Below are 25,205 nucleotides of genomic sequence, written 5' to 3' on the forward strand. Positions count from 1 at the left end.
CGCCGCAGCGCGGCCGAGGGCGCCGTTCCCGGGGAGGAACATTGACCGACCACCTCGACGCAGCCACCGCCGGCCAGGTCCGCGACCTGCACGCCTTCATCGCCGGGCTGCCCAAGGCCGAACTGCACGTGCACCACGTCGGCTCCGCCTCCCCCCGCATCGTCTCGGAGCTGGCCGCCCGCCACCCCGACTCCAAGGTCCCCACCGACCCCGAGGCCCTGGCCGACTACTTCACCTTCACGGACTTCGCCCACTTCATCGAGGTGTACCTGTCCGTCGTCGACCTGATCCGCACCCCGGAGGACGTCCGGCTGCTGACGTACGAGGTGGCCCATGAGCTGACCCGGCAGCAGGTGCGGTACGCCGAGCTGACCATCACCCCGTTCTCCTCCACCCGCCGCGGGATCGACGAGCGTGCCTTCATGGACGCGATCGAGGACGCCCGCAAGGCGGCCGAGAGCGAGTTCGGCACGGTGCTGCGCTGGTGCTTCGACATCCCCGGCGAGGCGGGGCTGGAGTCCGCCGAGGAGACCACGCGCCTCGCCACCGACGACCGGCTGCGTCCCGAGGGCCTGGTCTCCTTCGGCCTCGGCGGGCCGGAGATCGGCGTGCCCCGCCCGCAGTTCAAGCCGTACTTCGACCGTGCCGTCGCGGCCGGTCTGCACTCCGTGCCGCACGCGGGCGAGACCACGGGACCTGAGACGGTGTGGGACGCACTCAACGAACTGGGCGCCGAGCGCATCGGGCACGGCACCAGCTCGGCCCGGGACCCCGAGCTGCTCCGGCACCTGGCCGAGCGGCGCATCGCCCTGGAGGTGTGCCCCACCTCCAACATCGCCACCCGCGCGGTGACCACGCTCGAGGAGCACCCCCTCGAGGAGTTCACCCGCGCCGGTGTCCTGGTGACGATCAACTCCGACGACCCGCCGATGTTCGGCACCGACCTCAACAGCGAGTACGCGGTCGCCGCGCGGCTGCTCGACCTCGACGAACGGGGCCTGGCCGACCTGGCGAAGAACGCGGTCGAGGCGTCGTTCATGGACGCCGCCGGCAAGGCGCGGGTGGCCGCCGAGATCGACACCTACACCACGTCCTGGCTCGCCTCCTGACCACCGTGCGAAGGGCCGCCATGCAGAACGTGACCGCCGTGGCCCACCGCGGCGACCCCTACCGCGTCCGCGAGAACACCCTCGCCTCGCTGCGGTCCGCGCTCCACCGGGGCGCGGACGCGGTGGAGATCGACGTGCGCCTGACCCGGGACGGCGTCCCGGTGCTGCTCCACGACGACACCCTGAAGCGGCTGTGGCGGCACGACCGTCCCCTGCTGTCGCTGTCGTGGGAGGAGGTGCGCGGGATGACGGACGACGGGGTGCCCACGCTCTCCGCCGCGCTGGCGGCGACGGAGGGCAGCCGGGTGATGATCGACCTGCCCGGCGCGCCGGACGTCCGTGCCGCGCGCCGGGTCGTGGACGCCGTGCGCGAGAGCGGTGCCCGGGACCGCGTCCACTACTGCGCGGGCGCCCCCGCCATGCTCGCCGTGCGCGCGGCGGACCCGTCCGCGGAGATCGCGCTCACCCGGACGACACGGGCACCGGCCCGCGCGGGTCTGCTGGAGGTGATCCGCCCGCGCTGGCTGAACTACCGCTTCGGCCTGGTCGACCGGGCCCTCGTCGAGCGCGTCCACCGCGACGGCCTGCTGGTGTCCGTCTGGACGCCGGACACCCGCCGCTCCATGCGCCGCCTGCTGGCCATGGGCGTCGACTCGATCACCACCAACCGCGTCGACGTCCTGTGCGCGCTGCGCCGGACTCAGATGCCCATGGAGGCCATCTCGATCGCCGAACGGTAGTTGACCGCGGTCGTCACCACGCAGGCGCGATAGGTCCGGTTGTCCTTCACCGCCAGGAAGTAGTCGCGCAGGTTCTTCCAGTAGCTGACGAGGTAGCCGAGACCGGGGACGAAGCCCGGCGGGCGCGGCACGAGGGAGAACGCCTCGCTGCACCGGAGGATCTCCCCGGTGGCCGTGGACAGCACGTCGGCCACCTCGGCGTTCATGTTCCATCCGGCGGCCAGTTGCGGATTCCAGATCGCGCCGGCCACTTCCCTGAGCCGGTTCTGCTCCTCCGGGGTCGGATCGCCCGCCACGCCCGCCGCCACCGGCACCGGCGCGGTGGCCGACGGGCCGCCGGCCGCGACCGCCGCCGGTCCCGCGGCCACCGCGGTGACCACCGCCGCCGTCACCAGGACACAGGCCCTCAGCCCACGCCGTCCCGCCCGGATCCGCCCCACTGCCGTCATCGCCCGTCCCCTCCCGCAGCCCCTCGCCCCGGCCGGTCCTGCCGGAGGCAAGGCCGACCGTGTCATGGGCGGGCGACACGGTCAACGGCGGCAATGCGCCACCTTCCACGGCCCGCGAGCAGCGCATTCCGGCCGCTCACGGGGCCGCGTGCGGCCGCCGCGTCCCTCTCACACGGTGACCGCCGCGGCGGTGTGCGGGGGGAGCGCCCGGAGCGCCTCCAGGCGCTTGATCTTCCGGCGGACGACGTACAGCGGGATCACGCCGAACACCCCGAACGCGATGTCGATGACGCTCCACCAGACGGGAATGCCGCGGATCGGGCCGCAGACGAGGGCGAGCGGGACGATGCCGGCGCAGGCGATCATGCCGAACTCGACGACCCAGATGTTGCGGACGGGGTCGCGGTAGGGGCCGTAGAAGGCGACCGCGATCACGAGGTGGGCGAAGGCGAGCCAGTCGGTGCCGTAGAGCAGGAAGGGGTATTCGGCGTCGGCGGTGTCGAGCCCCTCCCGCACGCGCTCGGTCCACTCCATGAGGGCGGGAAGGTGCTCCTGCACCGACAGCGACCGCAACAGGTCCTCGGCCCAGCGCAGTTCGTGCACCAGGGGGAAGGCGGTGGCTCCGCTGAGCACCAGACAGACGACGAAGAACACCAGCCAGACGCGAATGCCCTTGAGCAGGGCGGCTCTGTCGCTCATGGCAGCAGCGTACGCCGAGAGTTGAACATGTTCAAAAACAGGCTTCGCGCGGGAACACGTCGGCCCCGGACGGTGGTTCACCGTCCGGGGCCGACGCCGTGCCGCCTATGCGTCCAGGGACGTCATCACGTGCTTGATGCGCGTGTAGTCGTCGAAGCCGTACGCCGAGAGGTCCTTGCCGTAGCCGGACTTCTTGAAGCCGCCGTGCGGCATCTCCGCGACCAGCGGGATGTGGGTGTTGATCCACACACAGCCGAAGTCGAGCTTCTTGGACATCCGCATCGCGCGGGAGTGGTCCTTGGTCCACACCGAGGAGGCCAGCGCGTACTCGACGCCGTTGGCGTACTCGACGGCCTGGTCCTCGTCCGTGAAGCGCTGGACGGTGATGACCGGGCCGAAGACCTCCTTCTGGACGATCTCGTCGTCCTGGTTCAGCCCCGAGACGACGGTCGGCGCGTAGAAGAAGCCCTGCTCGCCGACGCGCTTGCCGCCGGCCTCCACGCGCGCGTGCGCGGGCAGCCGCTCGATGAAGCCCTCGACCTGCGCCAGCTGGCTGGGGTTGTTGAGCGGGCCGAAGAGGACGTCCTCGTCGTCCGGCATGCCGGTCTTGGTGTCGGCGGCGGCCTTGGCGAGGGCGGAGACGAACTCGTCGTGGATGGACTCGTGCACGAGGACGCGCGTGGCGGCCGTGCAGTCCTGGCCGGCGTTGAAGAAGCCCGCGACGGAGATGTCCTCGACGGCCTTGGCGATGTCGGTGTCCTCGAAGACGACGACCGGGGCCTTGCCGCCCAGTTCCAGGTGGACCCGCTTGAGGTCCTTGGACGCGGACTCGGCGACCGACATGCCCGCACGCACCGAACCGGTGATGGACGCCATCGCCGGGGTGGGGTGCTCGACCATCAGGCGGCCGGTGTCACGGTCGCCGCAGATGACGTTGAAGACGCCCTTGGGCAGGACCGAACCGAGGATCTCGGCGAGCAGGACCGTGGAGGCCGGGGTGGTGTCCGAGGGCTTCAGGACGACGGTGTTGCCCGCGGCGATCGCGGGGGCGAACTTCCACACGGCCATCATCATCGGGTAGTTCCAGGGGGCGACCTGCGCGCAGACGCCCACCGGCTCACGGCGCACGATCGAGGTCAGGCCCTCCATGTACTCGCCGGCCGAGCGGCCCTCGAGCATCCGCGCCGCACCCGCGAAAAAGCGGATCTGGTCCACCATCGGCGGGATCTCCTCGGTGCGGGTCAGCCCGACGGGCTTGCCCGTGTTCTCCACCTCGGCCGCGATGAGTTCCTCGGCCCGCTCCTCGAAGGCGTCCGCGATCTTCAGCAGGGCCTTCTGCCGCTCGGCCGGGGTGGTGTCCCGCCAGCCGGGGAAGGCCTCGGCGGCGGCCGCCATCGCGGCGTCCACATCCGCCTGCCCGGACAGCGGAGCGGTCGCGTACGCCTCGCCGGTCGCGGGGTTGACCACCTCGGTGGTCCGTCCGTCGGCGGCGTCCCGGAACTCCCCGCCGATGTAGTTGCGCAGACGACGCAGCTCGGTGCTCACTGCAGGCCCTCCTGGTGTTCCTTGTGGGTGTCCGAGGTGTGGGGTCGAAACGTGTCGAGGTGTCCAACCTCTGAGACACCCACCCTAAACCGACGGCTGACGTTTTCAACACCCCCGCCCGCTCCGCATCTGCGAAATCCGCAAGGCTAGACGCCGAAGACAACGAATTTCATCGAATGAGCCTTGCAAAACTGTCGATACGTCGTGCACAGTGACTCCGTGGCCAGTCGAAGCGCAGACCCGAAGGACTCGCGCGAGTCCAAGAACGGCGGCGGTCCCCAGTTGGACGCCGTCTCCCTCGCCATCATCGAGCAGCTCCAGGAGGACGGCCGCCGGCCGTACGCCGCCATCGGCAAGGCCGTGGGTCTGTCGGAGGCGGCCGTGCGCCAGCGCGTCCAGAAGCTGCTCGACCAGGGCGTGATGCAGATCGTCGCCGTCACGGACCCGCTCACCGTGGGCTTCCGCCGGCAGGCGATGGTCGGTGTCACCGTCGAGGGCGACGTGGAGTCCGTGGCCGACGCGCTGGCCGCCATGGACGAATGCGAGTACGTCGTGATGACCGCGGGCTCCTTCGACCTGATGGTCGAGATCGTCTGCGAGGACGACGACCACCTTCTGGAGGTCATCAACAAACGCATCCGGGCCGTTCCCGGAGTGCGCTCCACCGAGAGCTTCGTCTACCTCAAGCTCAAGAAGCAGACCTACATGTGGGGAACCCGATAATCGTGAGCACCGACAGCCCCAAGGACCTCAGCAGGTCCGCGTACGACCACTTGTGGATGCACTTCACCCGCATGTCCTCGTACGAGAACTCCCCCGTCCCCACGATCGTCCGGGGCGAGGGCACCCACATCTACGACGACAAGGGCAGGCGCTACCTCGACGGCCTCGCGGGCCTGTTCGTGGTGCAGGCGGGTCACGGCCGTCAGGAACTCGCGGAGACCGCCTCCAAGCAGGCGCAGGAGCTGGCCTTCTTCCCGGTCTGGTCCTACGCCCACCCCAAGGCCGTGGAGCTCGCGGAGCGGCTCGCGCACGAGGCGCCGGGCGACCTGAACAAGGTCTTCTTCACCACCGGCGGCGGCGAGGCGGTGGAGACCGCCTGGAAGCTCGCCAAGCAGTACTTCAAGCTCGTCGGCAAGCCGACCAAGTACAAGGTCATATCCCGCGCGGTGGCCTACCACGGCACCCCCCAGGGCGCCCTGTCCATCACCGGGCTGCCGGCCCTGAAGGCCCCGTTCGAGCCGCTGGTACCGGGCGCGCACAAGGTGCCGAACACCAACATCTACCGGGCGCCGGTCCACGGCGACGACCCGGAGGCGTTCGGCCGCTGGGCCGCCGACCAGATCGAGCAGCAGATCCTCTTCGAGGGCCCGGACACGGTCGCGGCGGTCTTCCTGGAGCCGGTGCAGAACGCCGGCGGCTGCTTCCCGCCCCCGCCCGGCTACTTCCAGCGGGTGCGGGAGATCTGCGACCAGTACGACGTGCTGCTCGTGTCGGACGAGGTCATCTGCGCCTTCGGCCGGCTGGGCACGACGTTCGCCTGCGACAAGTTCGGCTACGTGCCGGACATGATCACCTGCGCCAAGGGCATGACCTCGGGCTACTCCCCGATCGGCGCGTGCATCGTCTCCGACCGTCTGGCCGAGCCGTTCTACAAGGGCGAGAACACCTTCCTGCACGGCTACACCTTCGGCGGCCACCCGGTCTCCGCCGCGGTCGGCATCGCCAACCTCGACCTGTTCGAGCGCGAGGGCCTGAACCAGCACGTGCTGGACAACGAGGGGGCCTTCCGCGCGACCCTGGAGAAGCTGCACGACCTCCCGATCGTCGGCGACGTCCGCGGCAACGGCTTCTTCTACGGCATCGAGCTGGTCAAGGACAAGCACACCAAGGCGTCCTTCGACGCCGACGAGACCGAGCGCGTCCTGTACGGCTTCCTGTCGAAGAAGCTCTTCGAGAACGGCCTGTACTGCCGTGCCGACGACCGCGGCGACCCGGTCGTCCAGCTCGCCCCGCCGCTGATCTCCAACCAGGAGACCTTCGACGAGATCGAGCAGATCCTGCGCGCGACCCTCTCCGAGGCCTGGACCAAGCTGTAGGCCGATCGGGGTTCCGATCTTCCTTCTGGATGATCAACACCGGCCCCGTGCCGCCCGTTCGAGTGAGAAACGGCGGCCCGGGGCCGCGTGCTGTCCGGCCTCCCGGCGTGGCCTGCCTAGCGTGCCCAGTGACCGATCGGCCCTGCCTTCGTTCCCCCGGACGGGGGATTAACCCGAAGAGCGCACGGCATTTCCGATCCGAACCGAGGTGTACGCCATGGTGGCCCCACCGGACAACGACGTGCTCTGGGCGCGAGCCCTGCACTTCCGGCACACTGACGGCTCCCCCGGGCTGAGCGGGATCTCGCTCGGCGTCCGGGAGAGCGAGATCCTCGCCGTCGGCGGCCCGCGCGGCAGCGGCAAGACGACCCTGCTGCGCTGTCTGTCCGGCCTGCTCCCCGCCCGCAGCGGGGAGATCTGGTTCAACAGCGTGCCCGTGCACACCATGACCCCGGTGGCCCGCGAGCGGCTGCGCCGGGAGCGCTTCGGCTGGATCGACCCGGTCCCGCTGCTCGTCCCGGAGCTGAACGTCTGGGAGAACGCCGCCCTGCCCCTGATGCTGCGCGGCACCGGCCGGCGCCGCGCCAGGACGGCGGCCCTGGAGTGGCTGGAGCGCCTCGACATCGGTGACACGGCGCGCAAGCACCCGGAGGAGCTGACACAGGCGGAGCGGCAGCGGGTGTGCGTCGCCCGCGCCCTCGCCCCGGCGCCCGCCGTGCTGTTCGCCGACGAGCCGACCGCCCCGCTGCACCGCGTCGACCGCGCGCACGTCCTGCGCACGCTCACCACCGCGGCCCGCTCGCACGGCATCACGGTGGTCCTCGCGACGCACGACGCGGGGACCGCCGCCCTCGCCGACCGGACGGTGTCGCTGCTCGACGGGCGGCGCGTGCACACCCTCCACCTGCCGCCGGTCTCCGGGACGGCCGGGACGGAAGGCCGGGCGACGTGCTCGCTCTCCGTCTGAGCCTCGGTGCCCATCCCGCAGTCCAGCTGCGGCGCCTCCTGGTCGCGGCCGCGTCGGCCGGTACGGGCTTCCTGCTGCTGTGCGCCCTCGGCCACGCGCTGGTGCATCCGGACCCGGCGTCCTCCTCGGCGCTCCGGCTGGCCTGGTGCGCGGCCCCGCTCGCCGCCACGGTGTACTTCGCGATCGCGGTCGCGCGCACCGATCCGGGCACCCGGCCCCGGCCCGGTCTGTCGGCGGCCGGGCTCGGTCCCGCCCGTCTGATGGCGATCTCCGCGACCACCACGGCCCTGTCCTGCCTCCTGGGTTCGGCGGTGGCCCTGCTCGTCTTCCTCCAGCTGCGCGGCGACCTCACCGGCATGCCCTTCGACGGTGCCGCGACGGACGTCCTCGCCACCGGCCGGCCGCTTCCGCTCCCGGCCGTCCTGACCCTGCTGGCCCTGGTGCCGCTGAGCGCCTCGGCGGCGGTGGCCGTGACACTGCGGCCGCGCGAGCCGGTGGCGGGCGCGCCCCGCGCGGCCCGGGTGTACGGCAGGTTCGGCGCGTACCGGCGTACGGCGGTACTGGAGTCGTTCGGGGCGTACGGACGGTTCGGCACACAGCTGGGAGCGTCCGCGCGCGGCCGCCGTACGGCCGGGGCGCAGGCCGGGCAGGACGGCGCGGCGGACGCCTCCGGCGGCGCAGCCGAGGCCGCCGACAAGTCCGTCGACGTCCCGCCCCCCGTTCCGCACGCGCCGCCGTCCGGGCTGCCCTGGGGCATCGCGGTGCTGGCGGTCGGGCTGGCCGTGGAGGCCTTCGCGAGCCGTACCGGCGCGGAGGTCTCGGCGGGCGACCGGCCGGCCGCCCTGCTCGGGCTGGCCCTGGCCTCCGTCGGGCTCGCTCTCGCCGGTCCGGGTCTCACCCATCTGTGCGGCCGGCTGCTGCAGACGATCCGACCCGGCGCGCTGCGGCTGCTGGCCGGGCGGGTGCTGATGACGGAGGCCACGCGCATCGGCCGCCCACTGGGCGTGGTGTGCGCGGTGGTGTCGGCCGCGTACGCCATGGCCTCGCTGCACGACCGCGAGGACGCGTCCGCCGGGCCGCTGGTGGTGCTCGGCGTGCTGCTGGTGGCCGGCTGCACGGTGGCGACCCTGCTGACGGCCGCCGTCGAGGCCAGGCAGGCCCGCGCGGACACCAGCGCCGCGCTCCGGCGCCTCGGGGCCCCCGCGACGACGCTGCGCCGGGCCGCCGCGCTCCGCGCGGGTGCGCTGCTCGCCCTGTTCGGGCCGTTGTCGCTGGTCGTGGCCGAGCTGTCGGCGTGGCCCCTGGCCGGCTGAGGACCGTACCGAACCGGGCTGAGGACCGTACGACACCGATCAGAAGAAGTCTCCGCGGGCCGATGAGTTCCGGACGGACCGCCGGTCTACCCCCATGAACACCACGGAACCGAACGGGAGAGGCCCCGGCCATGTACCAGCAGATGATTTTCGTGAACCTGCCCGTCAACGACCTCGACGCGTCGAAGAAGTTCTTCACCGAGCTCGGCTACTCGATCAACGCGCAGTTCAGCGACGAGACCGCCGCCTCGGTGGTGATCAGCGACACGATCGTCGCGATGCTGCTGACCAGGCAGAAGTACGCGGAGTTCACGAAGAAGGAGATCGTGGACGCCACGAAGAACAGCGAGGTGCTGATCGCGCTGAGCGCGGAGAGCCGCGAGAAGGTCGACGAGCTGGTGGAGAAGGCCCTGGCGGCGGGCGGGTCGACCGCCGGCGAGACGCAGGACCACGGTTTCATGTACGGCCGCTCCTTCGACGACCTCGACGGCCACACCTGGGAGGTCGTGTGGATGGACCCGGCCGCCGTGGGGGGCTGACCACCCAAGGGGCCTAGCATGGGCGGGTGCAGACGAGTCCCGCCCATGCCGTCCACCACCAGGACCGCGAGATCGAGACGCTCCAGGAGTTCGACGCCGTCGTCTCGGCCCGCGGCACGCTCTCCGGGTTCCGTGTCCAGGCCGTCGATCTGACCGACCGGACCCGGGAGTTGCTCACCACCGACACCGCCGAGGCGGTGTTCCTGGGCTGCCGGATGCGTCCGGACGCGGCGGAGAAGCTGCGGGCCGACGGCGCCCTGGTCCTGCCGCCCGTCCCGGGTCTGCCCTTCGACCCGTACCGGGGGCACCTCTACGCACCCGGCGACCTGTTCGCCTCGCTCGACAAGGGCTACGAGGCGACTCCGGACGCGCTGGCCTACGCCTGGTTCCAGCAGACCCGGGCGAGCGGCGACATCTTCGCCTCCATGCTGCGCGCGGTCCACGACGACTCCATGTCCGACGCCCTCGACGAACTCCTGCGCGGAGCACGGGTGGTGGGCGTGATGGGCGGCCACGCGATGGCCCGCGGCACCGAGGAGTTCCGGGGTGCGGCCCGGCTCGGACGGGCGCTGACGCATGCCGGTTTCACGGTGGCGACGGGCGGCGGCCCGGGCGCGATGGAGGCGGCGAACCTCGGCGCCTACGCGGCCCCGTACGACGACGTCGTGCTGGACGCGGCCTGCCGGCTCCTGGCGGTGGCCCCCTCGTTCACGCCGTCGATCACCGACTGGGCGCGTGCCGCCTTCGAGGTGCGCGCCCGCTGGCCGGAGGGCAACCACTCGGTCGGCATCCCCACCTGGTTCTACGGCCACGAGCCGCCGAACGCCTTCGCCTCCCACATCGCGAAGTACTTCGCCAACGCCACCCGCGAGGACGGCCTGCTGGCCCGCTGCAACGCGGGCGTGGTCTTCCTGCCGGGCGCCGCCGGGACCGTGCAGGAGATCTTCGACAACACGACACCGAACTACTACGAGTCGCGCGGCGAGCCCACGCCGATGGTGCTGGTGAACCGGGCGCACTGGACGGAGAAGTTGCCGGCCTGGCCGCTGCTGCGGTCCCTCGCCCGGGAGCGCTCGATGGAGGCGCGGATCGCCCTGGTGGACCGGATCGAGGAGGCCCCGGAGGCGTTGAAACGCATGGGCGGTTAATAAGAAGGCAAAGCCAGGTCCCGCTGTCGGCATATGCGTTGACACTACTTATGCGGCGCTTATAGACCTGGGAGCCATGGGGGTGCTGATGCATCGTCAACACTCCCTCAACCCCCCGCATTTACGTACCCCATGAAGGACAAACGTGGCAGTTCTGTCCGTATCCCGCCGTGCCGTCGCGCGCTCCGTGCGCGCCCTCGGTGTCGTCTCCGCGTCCGCCGCGCTCGCGCTCGGCGTCGCCGGCAACGCGGCGGCGTGCAACATCAACGAGTTCTCGGCCGAGGCCGAGTGCGACGGTGACAAGGGCGTCATCACCGTCACCGACGTCGACCCGGCAGGCGTCCCCGCCACCGTCACCGTGTTCCTGCAGAACAACGGCGCCGACATCAAGAAGGTCGGCGAGCAGGTGGTCAAGGGCTCCCGTGAGGGCACCACCATCACCTTCGAGGAGGACTGGAAGCCGAACGCCGAGTACCGCGTCCACGTCAAGGCGACGCCCTACGTCGACGAGGACATCAAGCCGAACCTGACCACTCCGGCGACGGCCTGTGAGAAGACGGAGGAGGAGCCCCCGGCTCCGACGCCGTCGACCCCGTCGGAGAACCCCTCGGCCCCGGCCGAGGAGCCCGGCACCCCGGCCCCGTCGGCGTCGGAGAGCGGGAGCACCCCTCCGGCGGACACCGCGAGCAACGCGCCGTCCCCGGCCGGTGAGTCGAACCTCGCCGAGACCGGCGCCGACTCCCACACCGGTCTCATCGCCGGTATCGCGGCCGCCCTGGTCGCCGTCGGCGGTGGCGCGGTCTTCTTCGGCATGCGCCGCCGCGGGGCGAACGGCGAGCGCTGACGCCTCACCGGCACACGGGTGGCCCGTTCCCTCCGGGGGACGGGCCACTTCCGTCGCCGGACGCTCAGCCGAACGTCGCCCGCTCCAGCCAGGACTCCAGCAGCTCGCGGTCGCCCAGCACGTGGAGTCCGGGTGCGTCCAGCGGCAGCCGGCGGTAGAAGGCGAGGAGCACGGAGGTGAGCGGGCCGCGCAGGGCGACCGTGGCCTTCTCGTGGCCGCGGTGCCAGGAGACGCCGTTCTCGTCGAGCTCGACCAGCCACTCCGCGTCCAGTTCCGTCTCGGTGTCCGTCGCGTGCAGGTGAATGCTGCGCCGGGGCCCGCGCAGCTCCCGCACCGTGTCGTCCGGCAGCGTCCGCTGTGCCCATTCCACGATCTCCAGCCACTCGTCGATCGCGTCGGCGGCGGCATCGGGCGCGGCGTCGAAGGGCAGCCCGGCGGCGAGGGTCGCGTCCGCGCGGTGGACGATCAGCTCGTGGGTCATGCGGCGGGCCCAGAACCCGGCGTCGTGGACGCCCGCCCAGCTCCACACCTTCGCGTCCGGCCCGGCCTCCCGCAGGGCGCCGACGATCAGCTCGCCGGACTCCGCGAGCCACGCGTCCAGCGCGCCGGGATCGCCCCACGTCCCCGGCCCGTCGAATCCCGGCACCCGCTCCTCGGGTATCTCGTCCTCGGCCCCGGTGCGGACCAGCAGCGCCGCCCAGCGCAGGGCGCCGCCGACATGCCGTACGAGCTGTTCCAGAGACCAGTCGGGGGTGGTCGGCACCGGGCCGGACAGGTCGGCGCCGGACGTCACGACGGTCCGCAACCGCGCGACCTGGTCGTCGATCACCCGGCAGTAGCGGTCATGCGCGAGTCGAGTCATGCCGCACACCCTAGGGAGCGGCACTCACTCCAGCACGGCGATTTCCGCCTCGTCGAATTCCACGCCGACCTCGTCCCCGACCTCCGGCGCGGCCCTGAGCGCGCAGGCCGCCTCCAGGCGGGGGGCGTCCTCGGGCTGGAGGCGGACGGCGACATGGGTGCCCCGGAAGGTGCGCGCGGCCACCGTGCAGCGCAGGCCCTCCTCCACGGGGACCAGGCGGACACCGGCGGGCCGGACGAGCAGCGTCCGTGTGCCCCGCGGGGCGCCGTCCGGCACGGGGACCTTGCCCCAGGGGGTCACGGCGACCCCGTCCCCGACTGTCGCCTCGACGACGTTCTCGAAGCCGAGGAAGCGCGCCACGAAGGCGTCGGCCGGCCGCTGCCACACCTCCAGGGGCGTACCGGACTGGGCGATCCGCCCGTCCCGCATCACCACCACCCGGTCGGCCAGCGCGAACGCCTCGCCCTGGTCGTGGGTCACGGCGAGCACGGTGGTGCCCAGCCTGCCGAACAGCTCGCGCAGTTCGACGACGAGCCGTTCCCGGAGCGACCGGTCGAGCTGACCGAGCGGCTCGTCCAGCATCAGCAGCCGGGGGCTCGGGGCGAGGGCGCGGGCCAGCGCGACACGCTGCTGCTCACCCCCGGACAGCGCGGCGACGGCCCGCCCGGACGCCCCGGGCAGACCGACCAGGTCCAGCAACTCCCGTACGCGCTCGGCCTGCCGGATGCGGGACGCGCCGCGCATGCGCAGCCCGAAGGCCACGTTGCCGCCCACGTCCCGCTGGGGGAAGAGCTGATGGTCCTGGAACATCAGCCCCACCCCGCGCCGGTGCGCGGGCACGCCCGCCTGGTCGTGTCCGTCGAGCAGGATCCGCCCGGAGTCGAGGGGCTGCAGCCCGGCGACCGCCCGCAGCAGCGTCGACTTGCCGCTGCCGCTGGGCCCGAGCACACACACGATCTCGTGCTCGGCGACCCCCAGGTCGACAGCGTCCAGCACCGCCCGCCCGGAGAAGCGGACGGTCGCGGCCCGCAGGCTCAGCAGCATCTAGAACTCCCCGGTCCGGTCGGTGCGCAGCCGCTCCAGCACCAGCAGCGCCACCGCGCACACGATCATCAGAATCGTCGACAGGGCCATCGCCTGGCCGTAGTTGAGGTCCCCGGGCCGCCCCAGCAGCCGCGCCACGGCCACCGGCAGGGTCGGATTCTCCGGCCGCGCGATGAACACCGTCGCCCCGAACTCCCCCAGCGACACCGCGAAGGCGAACCCGGCCGCGATCAGCAGCGCCCGCCGCACCATCGGCAGATCCACCTCCCGCCACGCCCGCCACGGCGACGCCCCGAGCACCGCCGCCGCCTCCCGCAGCCGCACGTCCACCGCCCGCAGCACCGGCAGCATGGTCCGTACGACGAAGGGGACGCCGACCAGGGCCTGCGCGAGCGGGACGAGGATCCAGGAGGCCCTGAGGTCCAGCGGCGGCTCGTCCAGGGCGATCAGGAAGCCGAAGCCGACGGTCACCGCGGACACCCCGAGCGGCAGCATCAGCAGCGCGTCGAACCCGCGCACCAGCCGTCCCGCGTCCCGCCGGGTCAGCGCCACCGCGGCGAGTCCGCCGATCACCACGGCGATGACGGTGGCGGCGAGCGCGTACTGCAGCGAGTTGCCGACCGCCTCGATCGGCGCGACCAGGAACACTCCCCCGTCGTCCTCCGTCAGCGCCCGGTAGTAGCCGAGGCCGTCGGCACCGAAGGACCGCTCCACCAGCACGGCCAGGGGCAGCAGAAGCAGTACGGCGACCGTGGCGAGGACACCGCCGAGCAGCGCCCACTGACCGGCGCCGCGCGGCCGGCGGGCGGTCATCGCGGCGTCCACGAGCCGCAGCGCGGTCTCGCGCCGCCGTACGGTCCAGGCGTGCAGGGCGAGGATGGAGCCCACGGCGACGAACTGGATCATCGTCAGGACGGCGGCGGTGGACAGGTCGAAGATCTCGGAGGTCTGCCGGTAGATCTCCACCTCGAGGGTGGAGAAGGTGGGCCCGCCCAGGATCTGCACCACGCCGAAGGAGGTGAAGGTGAACAGGAAGACCATCAGAGCGGCGGCGGCCACGGCGGGCGCGAGCGCGGGCAGCGTGACCGTCCGCCAGGCCGCGAACCGCGAGGCGCCGAGCATCCGCGCGGCCTCCTCCTGCCGCGGATCGAGCTGCGCCCAGAGACCGCCCACCGTGCGGACGACGACGGCGTAGTTGAAGAAGACGTGCGCGAGCAGGATCGCCCACACGGTGGTGTCCAGGCGCAGACCCCACAGTTCGTCGAGCAGTCCGCCGCGCCCGGCCAGCGCCATGAACGCCGTACCGACGACGACCGTCGGCAGCACGAACGGCACGGTGACCACGGCCCGCAGCACCTGCTTGCCGGGGAAGTCGAAGCGGGCGAGGACATACGCGCCGGGCAGGGCGATCAGCAGGGTGAGAGCGGTGGAGACGAGCGCCTGCCAGGTGGTGAACCACAGCACCTGCCGGACGTCGGACTGCGCCAGTACGTCCCCGATCCGCCCGAGCTGCCAGGTCCCGTCGGTCTTCAGTCCGCGCGCGACGATCGCGGTGACGGGATAGGCGAAGAAGACGGCGAAGAACGCGACCGGCACGGCCATCAGACCGAGCCGCGCCGCGCTCCCGCGCCACCTCGTCGCGGCTCGCGTCACTTCAGTACGAGCGAGGTCCACGACTTGACCCACTGGTCACGGCTGTCGGCGATCTTCGCCGGGTCCATGGTCTCCGGGTCCTTCGCCTGCGGCCCGAACGCCGCGAACTCCTCGGGCACCTGGGCGCCCTCCCGCACCGGGTACACGAACATGTTGAGCGGCATGTCCTCCTGGAACGGCTTGCTGATCAGGAAGTCGAGCAGTGCCTTCCCGCCCTCGGGGTTCCTGGCGTTGCTCAGCAGCCCCGCGTACTCGACCTGGCGGAAGCAGGTGCCCTCGGCGACGCCGGTGGGCGCGGTGTCCGGCTTCGGGTCGGCGTAGATGACCTCGGCGGGCGGCGAGGAGGCGTAGGACACCACCAGCGGCCGGTCGGCCTTGGCCTTCTTGCCGCCGGCCGAGCCGGAGAACTCCTCGTTGTAGGCCTGCTCCCAGCCGTCGACCACCTTGACGCCGTTGGCCTTGAGCTTCTTCCAGTAGTCCTGCCAGCCCTCGTCCCCGTACTTCGCCGCCGTGCCGAGCAGGAAGCCGAGGCCGGGCGAGGAGGTGGAGGCGTTCTCGACGACGAGGAGGTCCTTGTACTCGGGCTTGATCAGGTCGTCGAAGCTCTTCGGCGGGTTCACGTCGTGCTCGGCGAACCACGCCTTGTCGTAGTTGACGCAGATGTCACCGCTGTCGACGGGGGTGACCCGGTGCTTGTCCTGGTCCGCGCGGTACTCCTCCAGGATCAGGTCGGAGTCCTTGGCCTCATAGGGCTGGAACAGCCCGTTGTCGAGGGCGCGGGAGAGCAGGGTGTTGTCGACGCCGAAGAAGACGTCGCCCTGGGGGTTGTCCTTGGTCAGGACGGCCTTGTTCACGGCCTGTCCGGCGTCGCCGTCCTCGAGGACCTTGAGCCTGTATCCGGACTGCTTCTCGAAGGCGGCGACGACGTCCTTCGACACGGCCCACGAGTTGTGGCTGACGAGGGTCACGGTCCTGGACCCCCCGCCACTGCCGCCACCGCCGTCGTCCCCGTCGGACGACCCGCACGCGGACAGCGTGACCAGCCCCAGCCCGACGGCCAGGACCGTGACCTTCTTGGTGATGCCCACTTGATTCCTCCTGGAGTGACCAGGAAGAGACGCGGCCCCGCCCGGAACCCCTGGGCGGGGTCCCGGGCAGGGCGCAACAGCTCGAGTGATGACCGATCTCCCTACCCAGAATGACCTGGGCCAGGTTCGGAGGGTCTGCGGCCGGTGCCGCACTCTCAGCGCTGTGGCGCTCCCCTGTCGGAATATGAAGATGTACTTACCCGGGTCACATTACCGCTCGCTCGCGGCGAGCTGACCACACGCCCCGTCGATCTCCTGTCCACGGGTGTCCCGGATCGTCACCGGCACACCGTGTGCGGCGATCGCCTCCACGAACGCCTTCTCGTCCTCGGGACGGGAGGCGGTCCACTGGGAGCCGGGGGTGGGGTTGAGCGGGATGAGGTTGACGTGCACGGGTCTGCCCTTGAGCAGCCGTCCGAGCCGGTCGCCCCGCCAGGCCTGGTCGTTGATGTCCCGGATGAGCGCGTACTCGATGGACAGCCGCCGACCGGACCTGGCCGCGTACTCGAACCCGGCGTCGAGCACCTCGCGCACCTTCCACCGCGTGTTCACGGGGACGAGGGTGTCGCGCAGCTCGTCGTCGGGGGCGTGCAGCGAGATGGCGAGCCGGCACTTGAAGCCCTCGTCGGAGAACCGGTGGATCGCCGGGACGAGGCCGACGGTGGACACGGTGATCCCCCGCTGCGACAGTCCGAGCCCGTCCGGCTCGGGGTCGGTGAGGCGGCGGATGGCCCCGACGACCCGCTTGTAGTTGGCGAGCGGCTCCCCCATGCCCATGAACACGATGTTGCTGAGCCGCGCCGGACCACCGGGCACCTCGCCGTCCCGCAGCGCCCGCATCCCGTCCACGATCTGGTGCACGATCTCGGCGGTCGACAGGTTCCGGTCCAGCCCGGCCTGCCCGGTCGCGCAGAACGGGCAGTTCATACCGCACCCGGCCTGCGAGCTGATGCACATCGTCACCCGGTCCGGGTAGCGCATCAGCACGGACTCGACCAGCGTCCCGTCGAACAGCTTCCACAGCGTCTTGCGGGTGGTGCCCTGATCTGTCGACAGGTGCCGCACGACCGTCATCAGCTCCGGAAGCAGCGCCTCCCGCAGCGCGCCGCGCGAACCGGCGGGGATGTCGGTCCACTGCTCCGGATCGTGCGCGTACCGCGCGAAGTAGTGCTGCGAGAGCTGCTTGGCACGAAACGGCTTCTCACCGGCCGCGACGACCGCCTCCTTGCGCTCGGCGGGCGTGAGATCGGCAAGGTGCCGCGGCGGCTTCTTGGCTCCGCGCGGCGCGACGAAAGTGAGTTCTCCGGGCTTAGGCATGGCTGTACCAGTGTCGCAGATGCCCGCGGTGGCCGGATCCCGCGCCGGATCGGGTCCGCCGGCCGTCCGTGCATCCGTCGCCCGCGCACAGCGCGAACGCCCGGCAATAGGATGTAAGCCCCGATAAGGGACCAAGGGCCCCAGGCGGATGCGGGGCTTGCTCCGTTTCCAGGAGTGAGCAGGTGAGGAGCGTTTGTGTCCCCACAACCGGAGGTGGTCGCGGTGCGAGGCGACACCGGCGGAGCGACCGTCCTCGGCATCTGGCGGCGGCCCTGGTCCCGCGCGCTGCTCTTCTGCCTCTTCCCGGTCCTCCTGCTGGGGGTGGACGCGCTCACGTCCCCGGAGGTGCGCCTGGGACCCCTGATGGTGGCGGCTCCCACCTTCGCCGCGATCTTCTGCACCCCCGCCTGCGTCCTCGTGGTGCTCGGCGTGACCGTGCCCTGCGCGGTGCTGGCCGCCGCGGCGAACCAGCAGCTCGACAGCGGCAACTTCCCGGTCCAGATCGGCACCCTCCTGCTGATCAGTGCCGCTTCCGTGGCGGCCAGTGCGGTACGGGTGCACGGGGAGCGCCGGCTGGCCGCGTCCCGCTGGGTGGCGGAGGTCACCCAGCGGGTGCTGCTGCACCCACTGCCGCGCCGGGCGGGTCCGTTCGACGTGGCCTCGCTGTACCTGGCGGCGGACGAGGAGGCCGCCGTGGGAGGCGACCTCTACGGCATCGCCCGGTGCGGGCACAGCACACGGGTGCTGATCGGGGACGTCCAGGGCAAGGGCCTGGCCTCGCTGGAGATGGTCAGCTGTGTGCTGACCAGCTTCCGGCGGTCGGCGCGGCACGGCCTGCCCCTGGGCGAGACGGTCGGCGAGATCGAGACGGCGTTCCGCGAGGAGGTCCAGGAGCAGTGCGTCGTGACGGATCCGGGCATCGGTCCGGCCGGCGGGCCCACGGCCGAGTCGTTCGTCACCGGTCTGCTGGTCGACCTGTCCGACGACGGCAGCGTGCGCATGGTGAACCTGGGGCATCCGGCACCGCTGCTGCTGCACGAAGGGGTCGTCACCGCCCTCGAACCGTCCGTTCCGGCCCCTCCGGTGGGTCTGGGGGATCTGAGCGCCGACGAGCCCGTCGTGGACACCGCCGGCCTCCCGCCCGGGGCCACACTGCTGCTGCACACCGACGGGGTGACCGAGGCCCGCGACGCGTCGGGCGCCTTCTATCCGCTCGCCGAGCGGGCACGGAGCTGGACGGACCGGGAGCCGGATGCCCTGCTGGCCGCCGTCCACGCCGATCTGCGGCGGTACGCGAGTGCCCGTCTCGTGGACGACGTCGCCCTGGTGGCGCTGCGCCGCTCCCCCGTCCCCGCCCCGGACGGCCACGCCGCGGCGGACGGCCGTCGCGCACGGCGCACCCCACCGGAGGCCCACCGTGCCGGCGGCGGCGCGCACCCCGCTCCGCTGTCCGGCCTCCGCCCGCCGGGCACGCCCCGGCGGGCAGGTCCGGGCGCCCGGGCCGTGGCAGGTACGCCGGAAGGGGCCCGCCCCGGTGGGCGGGCCCCTTCCGGAACCTCGCGACGACCGCCGTGAGAACGGCCGTGGGACCGGATCAGCCCGATCCGACGAAGAGTACGAGCAGCAGCCACACCACCGGTGCCGTCGGCAGCAGGGAGTCCAGTCGGTCCATAATGCCGCCGTGGCCCGGGAGCAGGGTGCCCATGTCCTTGATGCCGAGGTCGCGCTTGATCATGGACTCGCCGAGGTCGCCCAGCGTGGCGCTGGCGGCGACCGCGAGGCCGAGCAGCAGGCCCTGCCACCAGCTGCCGTCGTCGATCAGGAACTGCATGCACAGCGCGCCCGCGGCCATCGCGAAGCCGATCGCTCCCAGCAGCCCCTCGCGGGTCTTGCCGGGACTGATCCGCGGGGCGAGCTTGTGCGTGCCGAACCGCCAGCCGACGGCGTACGCACCGGTGTCACTGACGACCGTCAGCAGCAGGAAGGTCAGGACGCGCCAGGGACCGTCGTCGGCCGTGAGCATCATCGCGACGAACGTGGCCAGGAACGGCACGTAGAACGCCGCGAAGACACCCGCGGTGACGTCCTTGAGGTAACCCTCGGGCGGCGCCGTCATGCGCCACACGAGCACCGCCAGCGTGGTGAGCGCCATGGCGACCCACGCCCCCTCGGCGCCCCGGGCGTACCCGGCGACGACCATGGCCGCACCGCCGATCGCGAGCGGGACGAGGGGCGCCTTGATGCCCTTGCGCTCCTCGAGCCGCTTGGTCAGCTCCCACAGGCCGACCACGACGGCGACGGCGACCACGCCGACGAAGACCGCCTTGACGACGAACAGCGACGCGACGATCACCACGCCGAGTCCGACGCCGACGCCTATCGCGGCACCGAGGTCGCGCCCCGCGCTCTTCTTCTGCGGGGCGGGCGCCGGCTGCGGGGCGTGGGGCATGGGCTCCGGATTCTGCGGCACCTCCCCGGGATGGGGCCGTGCCTGCGGCATCTCGTCTCGGAACAGGGGGCCGCTCAGCCGAGCGGCCCCCTGTTCCACATCCTGGTCTCCGCCGTGTTCGGGTACGTCGGGCACGATGGGCACGGGGCGGGTCTGCTGCGCGTAGTGCGCATCGTACGCGGGACCGGCCGGGGCAGCCCCCTGGCCGGGCCCGTGGTCGGACGGCCCCCAGTACCCGGTCTGCGGCGCCCCCCAGGAAGAGTCGTTCATCAGACCTCGAGCAGCTCCGCTTCCTTGTGCTTCAGGAGCTCGTCCACCTGGGCGACGTACTTCGCGGTGGTGTCGTCGAGCTCCTTCTCCGCACGGCGGCCCTCGTCCTCGCCGACCTCGCCGTCCTTGATCAGCTTGTCGATGGCGTCCTTGGCCTTGCGGCGCACGGAGCGGATGGAGACCTTGGCGTCCTCACCCTTGCCCTTGGCGACCTTGATGTACTCGCGACGGCGCTCCTCGGTCAGCTCGGGGAACACCACCCGGATGATGTTGCCGTCGTTGCTCGGATTGACGCCCAGGTCGGAGTCGCGGATCGCCTGCTCGATGTTGCGCAGCGCGCTCTTGTCGAACGGCGTCACCACGGCCATGCGCGGCTCGGGCACGGAGAACGAGGCCAGCTGGTTGATCGGCGTCGGCGCGCCGTAGTAGTCGGCCACGATCTTGTTGAACATCGCCGGGTGCGCACGGCCGGTGCGGATCGCGGCGAAGTCCTCCTTGGCGACCACGACGGCCTTCTCCATCTTCTCCTCGGCCTCGAGGAGGGTCTCTTCGATCACCACTTGCTCCTGCGTGTCTTGAGTAGGCCCGGCTGCGGTTCCCTGTCGGGACGGCGGCCGGCTGCGTCGCGTCTTCTTCCTGCACGGTTCCCGACCGGCAGGACATTGTCCATCCCCCGGTCAGTTGCGCCCGGCTTGGTCACCCACAAGCGTGCCGATCTTCTCACCCTTGACGGCGCGGGCGATATTGCCCTCCTTCAGAAGCTCGAAGACGACGATCGGGAGGCTGTTGTCACGGCAGAGCGTGACGGCCGTGGCGTCGGCGACCTTCAGGTCCCGGGTGATGACCTCGCCGTAGCCGAGCGCGTCGAACTTCACGGCGTCCGGGTTGGTCTTGGGGTCGGAGTCGTAGACCCCGTCCACACCGTTCTTGCCCATGAGCAGCGCCTCGGCGTCGATCTCCAGGGCGCGCTGGGCGGCGGTGGTGTCGGTGGAGAAGTACGGCATGCCCATACCGGCGCCGAAGATGACCACGCGGCCCTTCTCCAGGTGACGCACGGCGCGCAGCGGGATGTAGGGCTCGGCGACCTGCCCCATGGTGATGGCGGTCTGCACGCGGCAGTCGACGCCCTCCTTCTCCAGGAAGTCCTGGAGGGCGAGGCAGTTCATCACGGTGCCGAGCATGCCCATGTAGTCGGAGCGGGCACGGTCCATGCCGCGCACCTGGAGCTCGGCGCCGCGGAAGAAGTTGCCGCCGCCGATGACGATCGCGATCTGCGCGCCGTCCCGCACGACGGCCGCGATCTCACGCGCGATGGCGTGCACCACGTCGGGATCGACACCCAGTCCCCCGCCACCGGAGAAGGCCTCTCCGGACAGCTTCAGCAGAAACCGGCCGCGTACTTTGCCGTCGTCGCTCTTCTCAGCCTTGGTGGTCATCGGGGATCCCGCCTCTTTCGCGTGTTGCACATACGAAGAAGGCCATTGCCGGTGGGGCGTGGTTCGCATCCCATACGGCAATGGCCTCCTCGTCAGATCTGCTGTCGTCCGGCACGCGCGCGTGCGTGGACGCGTGTCCGAACGACTGCTGTCGACCCTATCGGGGTCGCGCGTCCGTCGCGTACGGACTCAGATGCCGACCTTGATGCGCGTGAAGCGCTTCAGGGTGACACCGGCCTCGTCCAGGACCTTCTGGACGGACTTCTTGTTGTCCAGCGCGTAGGGCTGGCCGAGCAGCGTGGCGTCCTTGAAGAAGCCGTTCAGACGACCCTCGACGATCTTGGCGATCGCGGCCTCGGGCTTGCCCTCGGCGCGGGTGGTCTCCTCGGCGATGCGACGCTCGGACTCGACGACCTCGGCCGGCACCTCGTCCTTGGAGAGGTACTTCGGCGCGAAGGCGGCGATGTGCTGGGCGACGCCCTTGGCGATCTCCGCGTTCGGCTTGTCGAGCTCGACGAGCACGCCGATCTGCGGGGGCAGGTCGGGCATCGTGCGGTGCATGTACGCCGTCACGTAACCGTCGGCGAACTGCGCGAAGCGGTCCAGGACGATCTTCTCGCCGAGGTTGGCGTTGGCCTCGTCCACGAACGCCTGGACGGTCTTGCCGGCCTCGATCTCGGAGGCGAGCAGGGCCTCGAGGTCGGCCGGGGAGGTCCTGGTGACGTGCTCGGCGATGGCGGTGGCCACGGCCTGGAACTTCTCGCCCTTGGCGACGAAGTCCGTCTCGCACTTCAGCTCGACGAGGACACCGGCGGAGTTGTCGTCGGCGATGATCGAGACCACGGCGCCGTTCTCGGCGGAGCGGCCCTCGCGCTTGGCGACGCCCTTCTGGCCCTTGATGCGGAGCGCCTCGACGGCCTTCTCGACGTTGCCGTCGGCCTCGTCCAGCGCCTTCTTGCAGTCCATCATGCCGGCGCCGGTGAGCTCCCGGAGCTTCTTGACGTCGGCGGCGGTGTAGTTCGCCATGAGTCTGTGAATCTTTCTCGAAGTCTGGAGGATCGGAGATCCGCGGGGTCAGGGACCTACTCGAGGGCAGGTGCCCGACGCTCCGCCGACCTACGGGTGAACGGCGGGAGCGGATGAGATGTCACCGCTCCCGCCGTCATCGGCTCTGACGGGGCGGTCAGGCCTGCTCGGCCTCGGCGGCGGGGGCCTCGGCGGGCTTCTCGGCCTCGGCGGCGGGGGCCTCGGCCGGCTTCTCGGCCTCGGCGGCGGGAGCCTCGGCCGGCTTCTCGGCCTCGGCGGCGGCCGGAGCGGCCTCCTCCGCCTTCTTCTCGCCCTCGAGCAGGTCGCGCTCCCACTCGGCCAGCGGCTCGCCGGCGGCCTTCTCGCCCTTGCCCTCGGTGGCGACACCGCTGCGGGCGATGAGGCCCTCGGCGACGGCGTCGGCGATCACGCGGGTGAGCAGGGTGACGGAGCGGATCGCGTCGTCGTTGCCCGGGATCTTGTAGTCGACCTCGTCGGGGTCGCAGTTGGTGTCGAGGATGGCGACGACCGGGATGTTGAGCTTCCGGGCCTCGCCGACCGCGATGTGCTCCTTCTTGGTGTCCACGATCCAGACGGCGCTGGGCACCTTCTGCATCTCGCGGATACCGCCGAGGGTCTTCTCCAGCTTGGCCTTCTCGCGGGAGAGGACCAGCAGCTCCTTCTTGGTGAGGCCGGAGGCGGCCACGTCCTCGAAGTCGATCTGCTCGAGCTCCTTCAGGCGCTGCAGACGCTTGTAGACGGTCGAGAAGTTGGTGAGCATGCCGCCCAGCCAGCGCTGGTTCACGTAGGGCATGCCGACGCGGGTGGCCTGCTCGGCGATGGCCTCCTGCGCCTGCTTCTTCGTGCCGACGAACATGACCGTGCCGCCGTGGGCGACAGTCTCCTTGACGAACTCGTAGGCGCGGTCGATGTACGACAGCGACTGGAGCAGGTCGATGATGTAGATGCCGTTGCGCTCCGTGAAGATGAAGCGCTTCATCTTCGGGTTCCAACGACGGGTCTGGTGACCGAAGTGGACGCCGCTCTCCAGCAGCTCCCGCATCGTGACGACGGCCATGGCCGTATCTCCTTGAATTTCTCGGTTGTGCCGCGGATGCCGGACGGCTCCCGCGCCTGACGCCCGCGACGCGCCGTTGCCGCGAAGGACCGAGGGGCGCTGACATCCGGGTTCCGGCCGTGACCGGTCCTGATGTCGGGGCGTGCGAAGTCGACCCGGTGGCCCGGGTCGCCACCAGAAGTGTACGGGACCCGCGGGGCCCCGGGTGACGCCGTTGTCCACAACATGGGTGGTGGTCCACAGGTCCCGGCGGTGATCACGCGGGTGAGGAACGCTCCCGGCATGCGAACGAGTCGATGGGCGAGGACCGGCACGCGCCTGGTCCTGCTGGTGATCATGACCCTGGCGGCGCTACTGGCCCCGCCGCCTCCGTCCTGGCTGCCCGCGGCCGCACCGGTGGCCGGGGACGGCCAGACGCCGGCCGTCGGCCGGACGTGGCCGGTGGGGGTACGGCCCCGGGTGCTGCGCGGCTGGGAGCCACCGGCGACGGTGTACGGGCGCGGGCACCGGGGCGTGGACCTGGCGGCGGCACCGGGGGCGCCGGTACGGGCGGTGGCCGCGGGCCGGGTCTCGTTCGCGGGCCGGGTGGCCGGAAGGGGCGTGGTCTCGGTGGAGCTGACGGGCACGGGCGATCCCCCGCTGCGCACGACCCACGAGCCGGTCCGCGCCTCGGTGGCCGAGGGCGACGAGGTGGCGGCGGGCGAGGTGATCGGCACCGTGGAGAACGCGGGCTCCCACTGCGCGGCGCCCTGCGTGCACTGGGGCCTGCTGCGGGCCGGCACCTATCTGGACCCGCTCGGCCTGCTCCCCCCGTGGCTGCTGCACCGAGGCCCCTCGCGACTGCTGCCGGTGCTGGGGGTTCCGGTGCCCGGGTGATCACCCTCGCCGGCGCGGCGGGTCCCGGCCGTCAGCCGCGTACGCCCCCGAGAGCCATGGAGACCGCTGCTTCGGTGATCGCGTCGGGGTGTTCCGCCGCGCCCAGTTCGACGCGGCGCACGGCGGCGTCGACCACGCCCTGGAGCAGCATGGCCGCGAGACGGGGTTCGGTGTGCCCCAGGTCGGCGAGGGCGTCGACGATCATCGCGACGAGACCGCCGTGCGCGGCGCGGATCTTCTCGCGCGCGCCCGCGTCGAGCTCGCTCGCGGAGATCGCGACGACGGCGCGGTGCCGCCGGTCCGCCACCAGTTCCAGCTGCTTGCGGACGTACGCCTCGATCCTGGCCTCGGCCCCGCCGGCGGTCGCCATGGCCGCCTCGACCTCCGCCGCCCAGACCGGGAAGTCGACCTCGCACAGCTCCTCGACGACGGCCCCGCGCGAGCGGAAGTACTCGTACACGGACGAGCGCGCGAGCCCGGTGCGCTCGGCGAGGGCCGGGAAGGTCAGCGCCTCCGTACCGCCCTCGGACAGCAGGGAGCGTGCCGCGTCCAGCAGGGCGGCTCGCTGCATCGACCGGTGCTCGGCCACGGAGGCCGCTCGAATCCTTGGCACGTCGACCACTTTACGGACGCCCCGCCCGTGGCGGCCAGAGG

25 protein-coding genes and 1 riboswitch are annotated in these 25,205 nt (G+C 71.4%); of the genes, 11 read left to right on the top strand and 14 right to left on the bottom strand.

Annotated features, from left to right (window positions below; genetic code table 11):
* Window positions 1-41: 41 nt before the first annotated feature.
* Both F1615_RS17340 and F1615_RS17345 read left to right on the top strand, forming a co-directional pair.
* Complete coding sequence (locus F1615_RS17340; RefSeq protein WP_149549902.1) at window positions 42-1,109, top strand: adenosine deaminase; 1,068 nt, start codon at window positions 42-44, stop codon at window positions 1,107-1,109.
* A gap of 20 nt (window positions 1,110-1,129) precedes the next feature.
* On the top strand, window positions 1,130-1,849 hold the full coding sequence (locus F1615_RS17345) for a glycerophosphodiester phosphodiesterase (protein ID WP_149549903.1): 720 nt from the start codon (window positions 1,130-1,132) through the stop codon (window positions 1,847-1,849).
* Here the strand turns inward: F1615_RS17345 and F1615_RS17350 are convergent.
* From F1615_RS17350 to F1615_RS17360, 3 genes are all read right to left on the bottom strand, one after another.
* Complete coding sequence (locus F1615_RS17350) at window positions 1,810-2,298, bottom strand: hypothetical protein (protein ID WP_149549904.1); 489 nt, start codon at window positions 2,296-2,298, stop codon at window positions 1,810-1,812. The two genes, F1615_RS17345 and F1615_RS17350, sit on opposite strands and share 40 nt — an antisense overlap.
* A 168-nt stretch (window positions 2,299-2,466) precedes the next feature.
* Window positions 2,467-2,997 (bottom strand): hypothetical protein, encoded by a 531-nt coding sequence (locus F1615_RS17355; RefSeq protein ID WP_149549905.1) that lies wholly within the window; start codon window positions 2,995-2,997, stop codon window positions 2,467-2,469.
* A gap of 105 nt (window positions 2,998-3,102) precedes the next feature.
* Entirely contained in the window at window positions 3,103-4,542 is a 1,440-nt protein-coding gene (locus F1615_RS17360; protein ID WP_149549906.1) for a gamma-aminobutyraldehyde dehydrogenase, read from the bottom strand.
* Between the two features lie 204 nt (window positions 4,543-4,746).
* Here F1615_RS17360 and F1615_RS17365 point away from each other — a divergent pair, with 204 nt between their 5' ends.
* The 7 genes from F1615_RS17365 (at window position 4,747) to F1615_RS17395 (ending at window position 11,452) form a co-directional block, all read left to right on the top strand.
* On the top strand, window positions 4,747-5,265 hold the full coding sequence (locus tag F1615_RS17365) for an Lrp/AsnC family transcriptional regulator (RefSeq protein ID WP_149549907.1): 519 nt from the start codon (window positions 4,747-4,749) through the stop codon (window positions 5,263-5,265).
* Window positions 5,266-5,267: 2 nt separating this feature from the next.
* Complete coding sequence (locus F1615_RS17370; RefSeq protein WP_149549908.1) at window positions 5,268-6,641, top strand: aspartate aminotransferase family protein; 1,374 nt, start codon at window positions 5,268-5,270, stop codon at window positions 6,639-6,641.
* A gap of 217 nt (window positions 6,642-6,858) precedes the next feature.
* Window positions 6,859-7,608: an ABC transporter ATP-binding protein gene (locus F1615_RS17375; RefSeq protein WP_149549909.1), complete on the top strand. Its 750-nt coding sequence runs from the start codon at window positions 6,859-6,861 to the stop codon at window positions 7,606-7,608.
* Entirely contained in the window at window positions 7,590-8,921 is a 1,332-nt protein-coding gene (locus tag F1615_RS17380) for a hypothetical protein (protein ID WP_149549910.1), read from the top strand. The genes F1615_RS17375 and F1615_RS17380 overlap by 19 nt, the downstream gene beginning before the upstream one ends.
* A gap of 131 nt (window positions 8,922-9,052) precedes the next feature.
* Complete coding sequence (locus F1615_RS17385; protein WP_149549911.1) at window positions 9,053-9,460, top strand: VOC family protein; 408 nt, start codon at window positions 9,053-9,055, stop codon at window positions 9,458-9,460.
* A 26-nt stretch (window positions 9,461-9,486) separates the two neighbouring features.
* Window positions 9,487-10,608, top strand: coding sequence for an LOG family protein (locus F1615_RS17390; RefSeq protein WP_149549912.1), 1,122 nt, complete (start codon window positions 9,487-9,489; stop codon window positions 10,606-10,608).
* A gap of 154 nt (window positions 10,609-10,762) precedes the next feature.
* On the top strand, window positions 10,763-11,452 hold the full coding sequence (locus tag F1615_RS17395) for an LAETG motif-containing sortase-dependent surface protein (RefSeq protein ID WP_149550052.1): 690 nt from the start codon (window positions 10,763-10,765) through the stop codon (window positions 11,450-11,452).
* 64 nt (window positions 11,453-11,516) lie between these two features.
* Here F1615_RS17395 and F1615_RS17400 read toward each other — a convergent pair whose 3' ends face one another.
* From F1615_RS17400 to rlmN, 5 genes are all read right to left on the bottom strand, one after another.
* A complete protein-coding gene (locus F1615_RS17400) occupies window positions 11,517-12,314 on the bottom strand; it encodes a maleylpyruvate isomerase N-terminal domain-containing protein (protein ID WP_149549913.1) in 798 nt (265 codons plus the stop codon).
* Between the two features lie 24 nt (window positions 12,315-12,338).
* Window positions 12,339-13,358: an ABC transporter ATP-binding protein gene (locus F1615_RS17405; protein WP_149549914.1), complete on the bottom strand. Its 1,020-nt coding sequence runs from the start codon at window positions 13,356-13,358 to the stop codon at window positions 12,339-12,341.
* Window positions 13,359-14,960: an ABC transporter permease gene (locus F1615_RS17410; RefSeq protein WP_149549915.1), complete on the bottom strand. Its 1,602-nt coding sequence runs from the start codon at window positions 14,958-14,960 to the stop codon at window positions 13,359-13,361.
* Window positions 14,961-15,007: 47 nt separating this feature from the next.
* Window positions 15,008-16,099, bottom strand: coding sequence for a thiamine ABC transporter substrate-binding protein (locus F1615_RS17415; protein WP_149549916.1), 1,092 nt, complete (start codon window positions 16,097-16,099; stop codon window positions 15,008-15,010).
* Window positions 16,100-16,179: 80 nt separating this feature from the next.
* A riboswitch (TPP riboswitch) is annotated at window positions 16,180-16,285 on the bottom strand.
* A 24-nt stretch (window positions 16,286-16,309) separates the two neighbouring features.
* Entirely contained in the window at window positions 16,310-17,416 is a 1,107-nt protein-coding gene (gene rlmN / locus F1615_RS17420) for a 23S rRNA (adenine(2503)-C(2))-methyltransferase RlmN (RefSeq protein WP_149549917.1), read from the bottom strand.
* Window positions 17,417-17,611: 195 nt separating this feature from the next.
* Here rlmN and F1615_RS17425 point away from each other — a divergent pair, with 195 nt between their 5' ends.
* Entirely contained in the window at window positions 17,612-18,991 is a 1,380-nt protein-coding gene (locus F1615_RS17425; protein WP_244328774.1) for a PP2C family protein-serine/threonine phosphatase, read from the top strand.
* A gap of 19 nt (window positions 18,992-19,010) precedes the next feature.
* Here F1615_RS17425 and F1615_RS17430 read toward each other — a convergent pair whose 3' ends face one another.
* From F1615_RS17430 to rpsB, 5 genes are all read right to left on the bottom strand, one after another.
* Window positions 19,011-20,135, bottom strand: coding sequence for a phosphatidate cytidylyltransferase (locus tag F1615_RS17430; protein WP_149549918.1), 1,125 nt, complete (start codon window positions 20,133-20,135; stop codon window positions 19,011-19,013).
* Entirely contained in the window at window positions 20,135-20,692 is a 558-nt protein-coding gene (frr, locus tag F1615_RS17435; protein ID WP_014675285.1) for a ribosome recycling factor, read from the bottom strand. The genes F1615_RS17430 and frr overlap by 1 nt, the downstream gene beginning before the upstream one ends.
* Window positions 20,693-20,812: 120 nt before the next feature.
* Window positions 20,813-21,571, bottom strand: coding sequence for a UMP kinase (pyrH, locus tag F1615_RS17440; protein ID WP_030824848.1), 759 nt, complete (start codon window positions 21,569-21,571; stop codon window positions 20,813-20,815).
* A 189-nt stretch (window positions 21,572-21,760) separates the two neighbouring features.
* Window positions 21,761-22,597, bottom strand: a complete 837-nt coding sequence (tsf, locus tag F1615_RS17445; RefSeq protein WP_149549919.1) for a translation elongation factor Ts — start codon at window positions 22,595-22,597, stop codon at window positions 21,761-21,763.
* A 157-nt stretch (window positions 22,598-22,754) separates the two neighbouring features.
* On the bottom strand, window positions 22,755-23,675 hold the full coding sequence (gene rpsB / locus F1615_RS17450) for a 30S ribosomal protein S2 (RefSeq protein WP_149549920.1): 921 nt from the start codon (window positions 23,673-23,675) through the stop codon (window positions 22,755-22,757).
* Window positions 23,676-23,957: 282 nt separating this feature from the next.
* Here rpsB and F1615_RS17455 point away from each other — a divergent pair, with 282 nt between their 5' ends.
* The gene (locus F1615_RS17455) at window positions 23,958-24,551 is read left to right on the top strand and encodes a murein hydrolase activator EnvC family protein (RefSeq protein WP_149549921.1); all 594 of its coding nucleotides are present in this window, start codon (window positions 23,958-23,960) and stop codon (window positions 24,549-24,551) included.
* Between the two features lie 31 nt (window positions 24,552-24,582).
* On the opposite strand, the gene F1615_RS17460 is transcribed toward F1615_RS17455, so the two are convergent.
* Entirely contained in the window at window positions 24,583-25,140 is a 558-nt protein-coding gene (locus F1615_RS17460; protein WP_149550054.1) for a TetR/AcrR family transcriptional regulator, read from the bottom strand.
* Between the last annotated feature and the right edge of the window lie 65 nt (window positions 25,141-25,205).

The sequence above is a fragment of the Streptomyces marokkonensis genome (genome assembly GCF_008312835.1).
GTDB lineage: Bacteria > Actinomycetota > Actinomycetes > Streptomycetales > Streptomycetaceae > Streptomyces > Streptomyces marokkonensis_A.

Bases quoted from the DNA above. Each gene is read 5' to 3' on its own strand.
- F1615_RS17345 (WP_149549903.1), top strand. From the start codon at position 1,130: ATGCAGAACGTGACCGCCGTGGCCCACCGCGGCGACCCCTACCGCGTC.
- F1615_RS17350 (WP_149549904.1), bottom strand. From the start codon at position 2,298: ATGACGGCAGTGGGGCGGATCCGGGCGGGACGGCGTGGGCTGAGGGCC.
- F1615_RS17355 (WP_149549905.1), bottom strand. From the start codon at position 2,997: ATGAGCGACAGAGCCGCCCTGCTCAAGGGCATTCGCGTCTGGCTGGTG.
- F1615_RS17375 (WP_149549909.1), top strand. From the start codon at position 6,859: ATGGTGGCCCCACCGGACAACGACGTGCTCTGGGCGCGAGCCCTGCAC.
- F1615_RS17385 (WP_149549911.1), top strand. From the start codon at position 9,053: ATGTACCAGCAGATGATTTTCGTGAACCTGCCCGTCAACGACCTCGAC.
- F1615_RS17400 (WP_149549913.1), bottom strand. From the start codon at position 12,314: ATGACTCGACTCGCGCATGACCGCTACTGCCGGGTGATCGACGACCAG.
- F1615_RS17405 (WP_149549914.1), bottom strand. From the start codon at position 13,358: ATGCTGCTGAGCCTGCGGGCCGCGACCGTCCGCTTCTCCGGGCGGGCG.
- F1615_RS17410 (WP_149549915.1), bottom strand. From the start codon at position 14,960: ATGGCCGTGCCGGTCGCGTTCTTCGCCGTCTTCTTCGCCTATCCCGTC.
- rlmN (WP_149549917.1), bottom strand. From the start codon at position 17,416: ATGCCTAAGCCCGGAGAACTCACTTTCGTCGCGCCGCGCGGAGCCAAG.
- F1615_RS17430 (WP_149549918.1), bottom strand. From the start codon at position 20,135: ATGAACGACTCTTCCTGGGGGGCGCCGCAGACCGGGTACTGGGGGCCG.
- pyrH (WP_030824848.1), bottom strand. From the start codon at position 21,571: ATGACCACCAAGGCTGAGAAGAGCGACGACGGCAAAGTACGCGGCCGG.
- tsf (WP_149549919.1), bottom strand. From the start codon at position 22,597: ATGGCGAACTACACCGCCGCCGACGTCAAGAAGCTCCGGGAGCTCACC.
- rpsB (WP_149549920.1), bottom strand. From the start codon at position 23,675: ATGGCCGTCGTCACGATGCGGGAGCTGCTGGAGAGCGGCGTCCACTTC.
- F1615_RS17455 (WP_149549921.1), top strand. From the start codon at position 23,958: ATGCGAACGAGTCGATGGGCGAGGACCGGCACGCGCCTGGTCCTGCTG.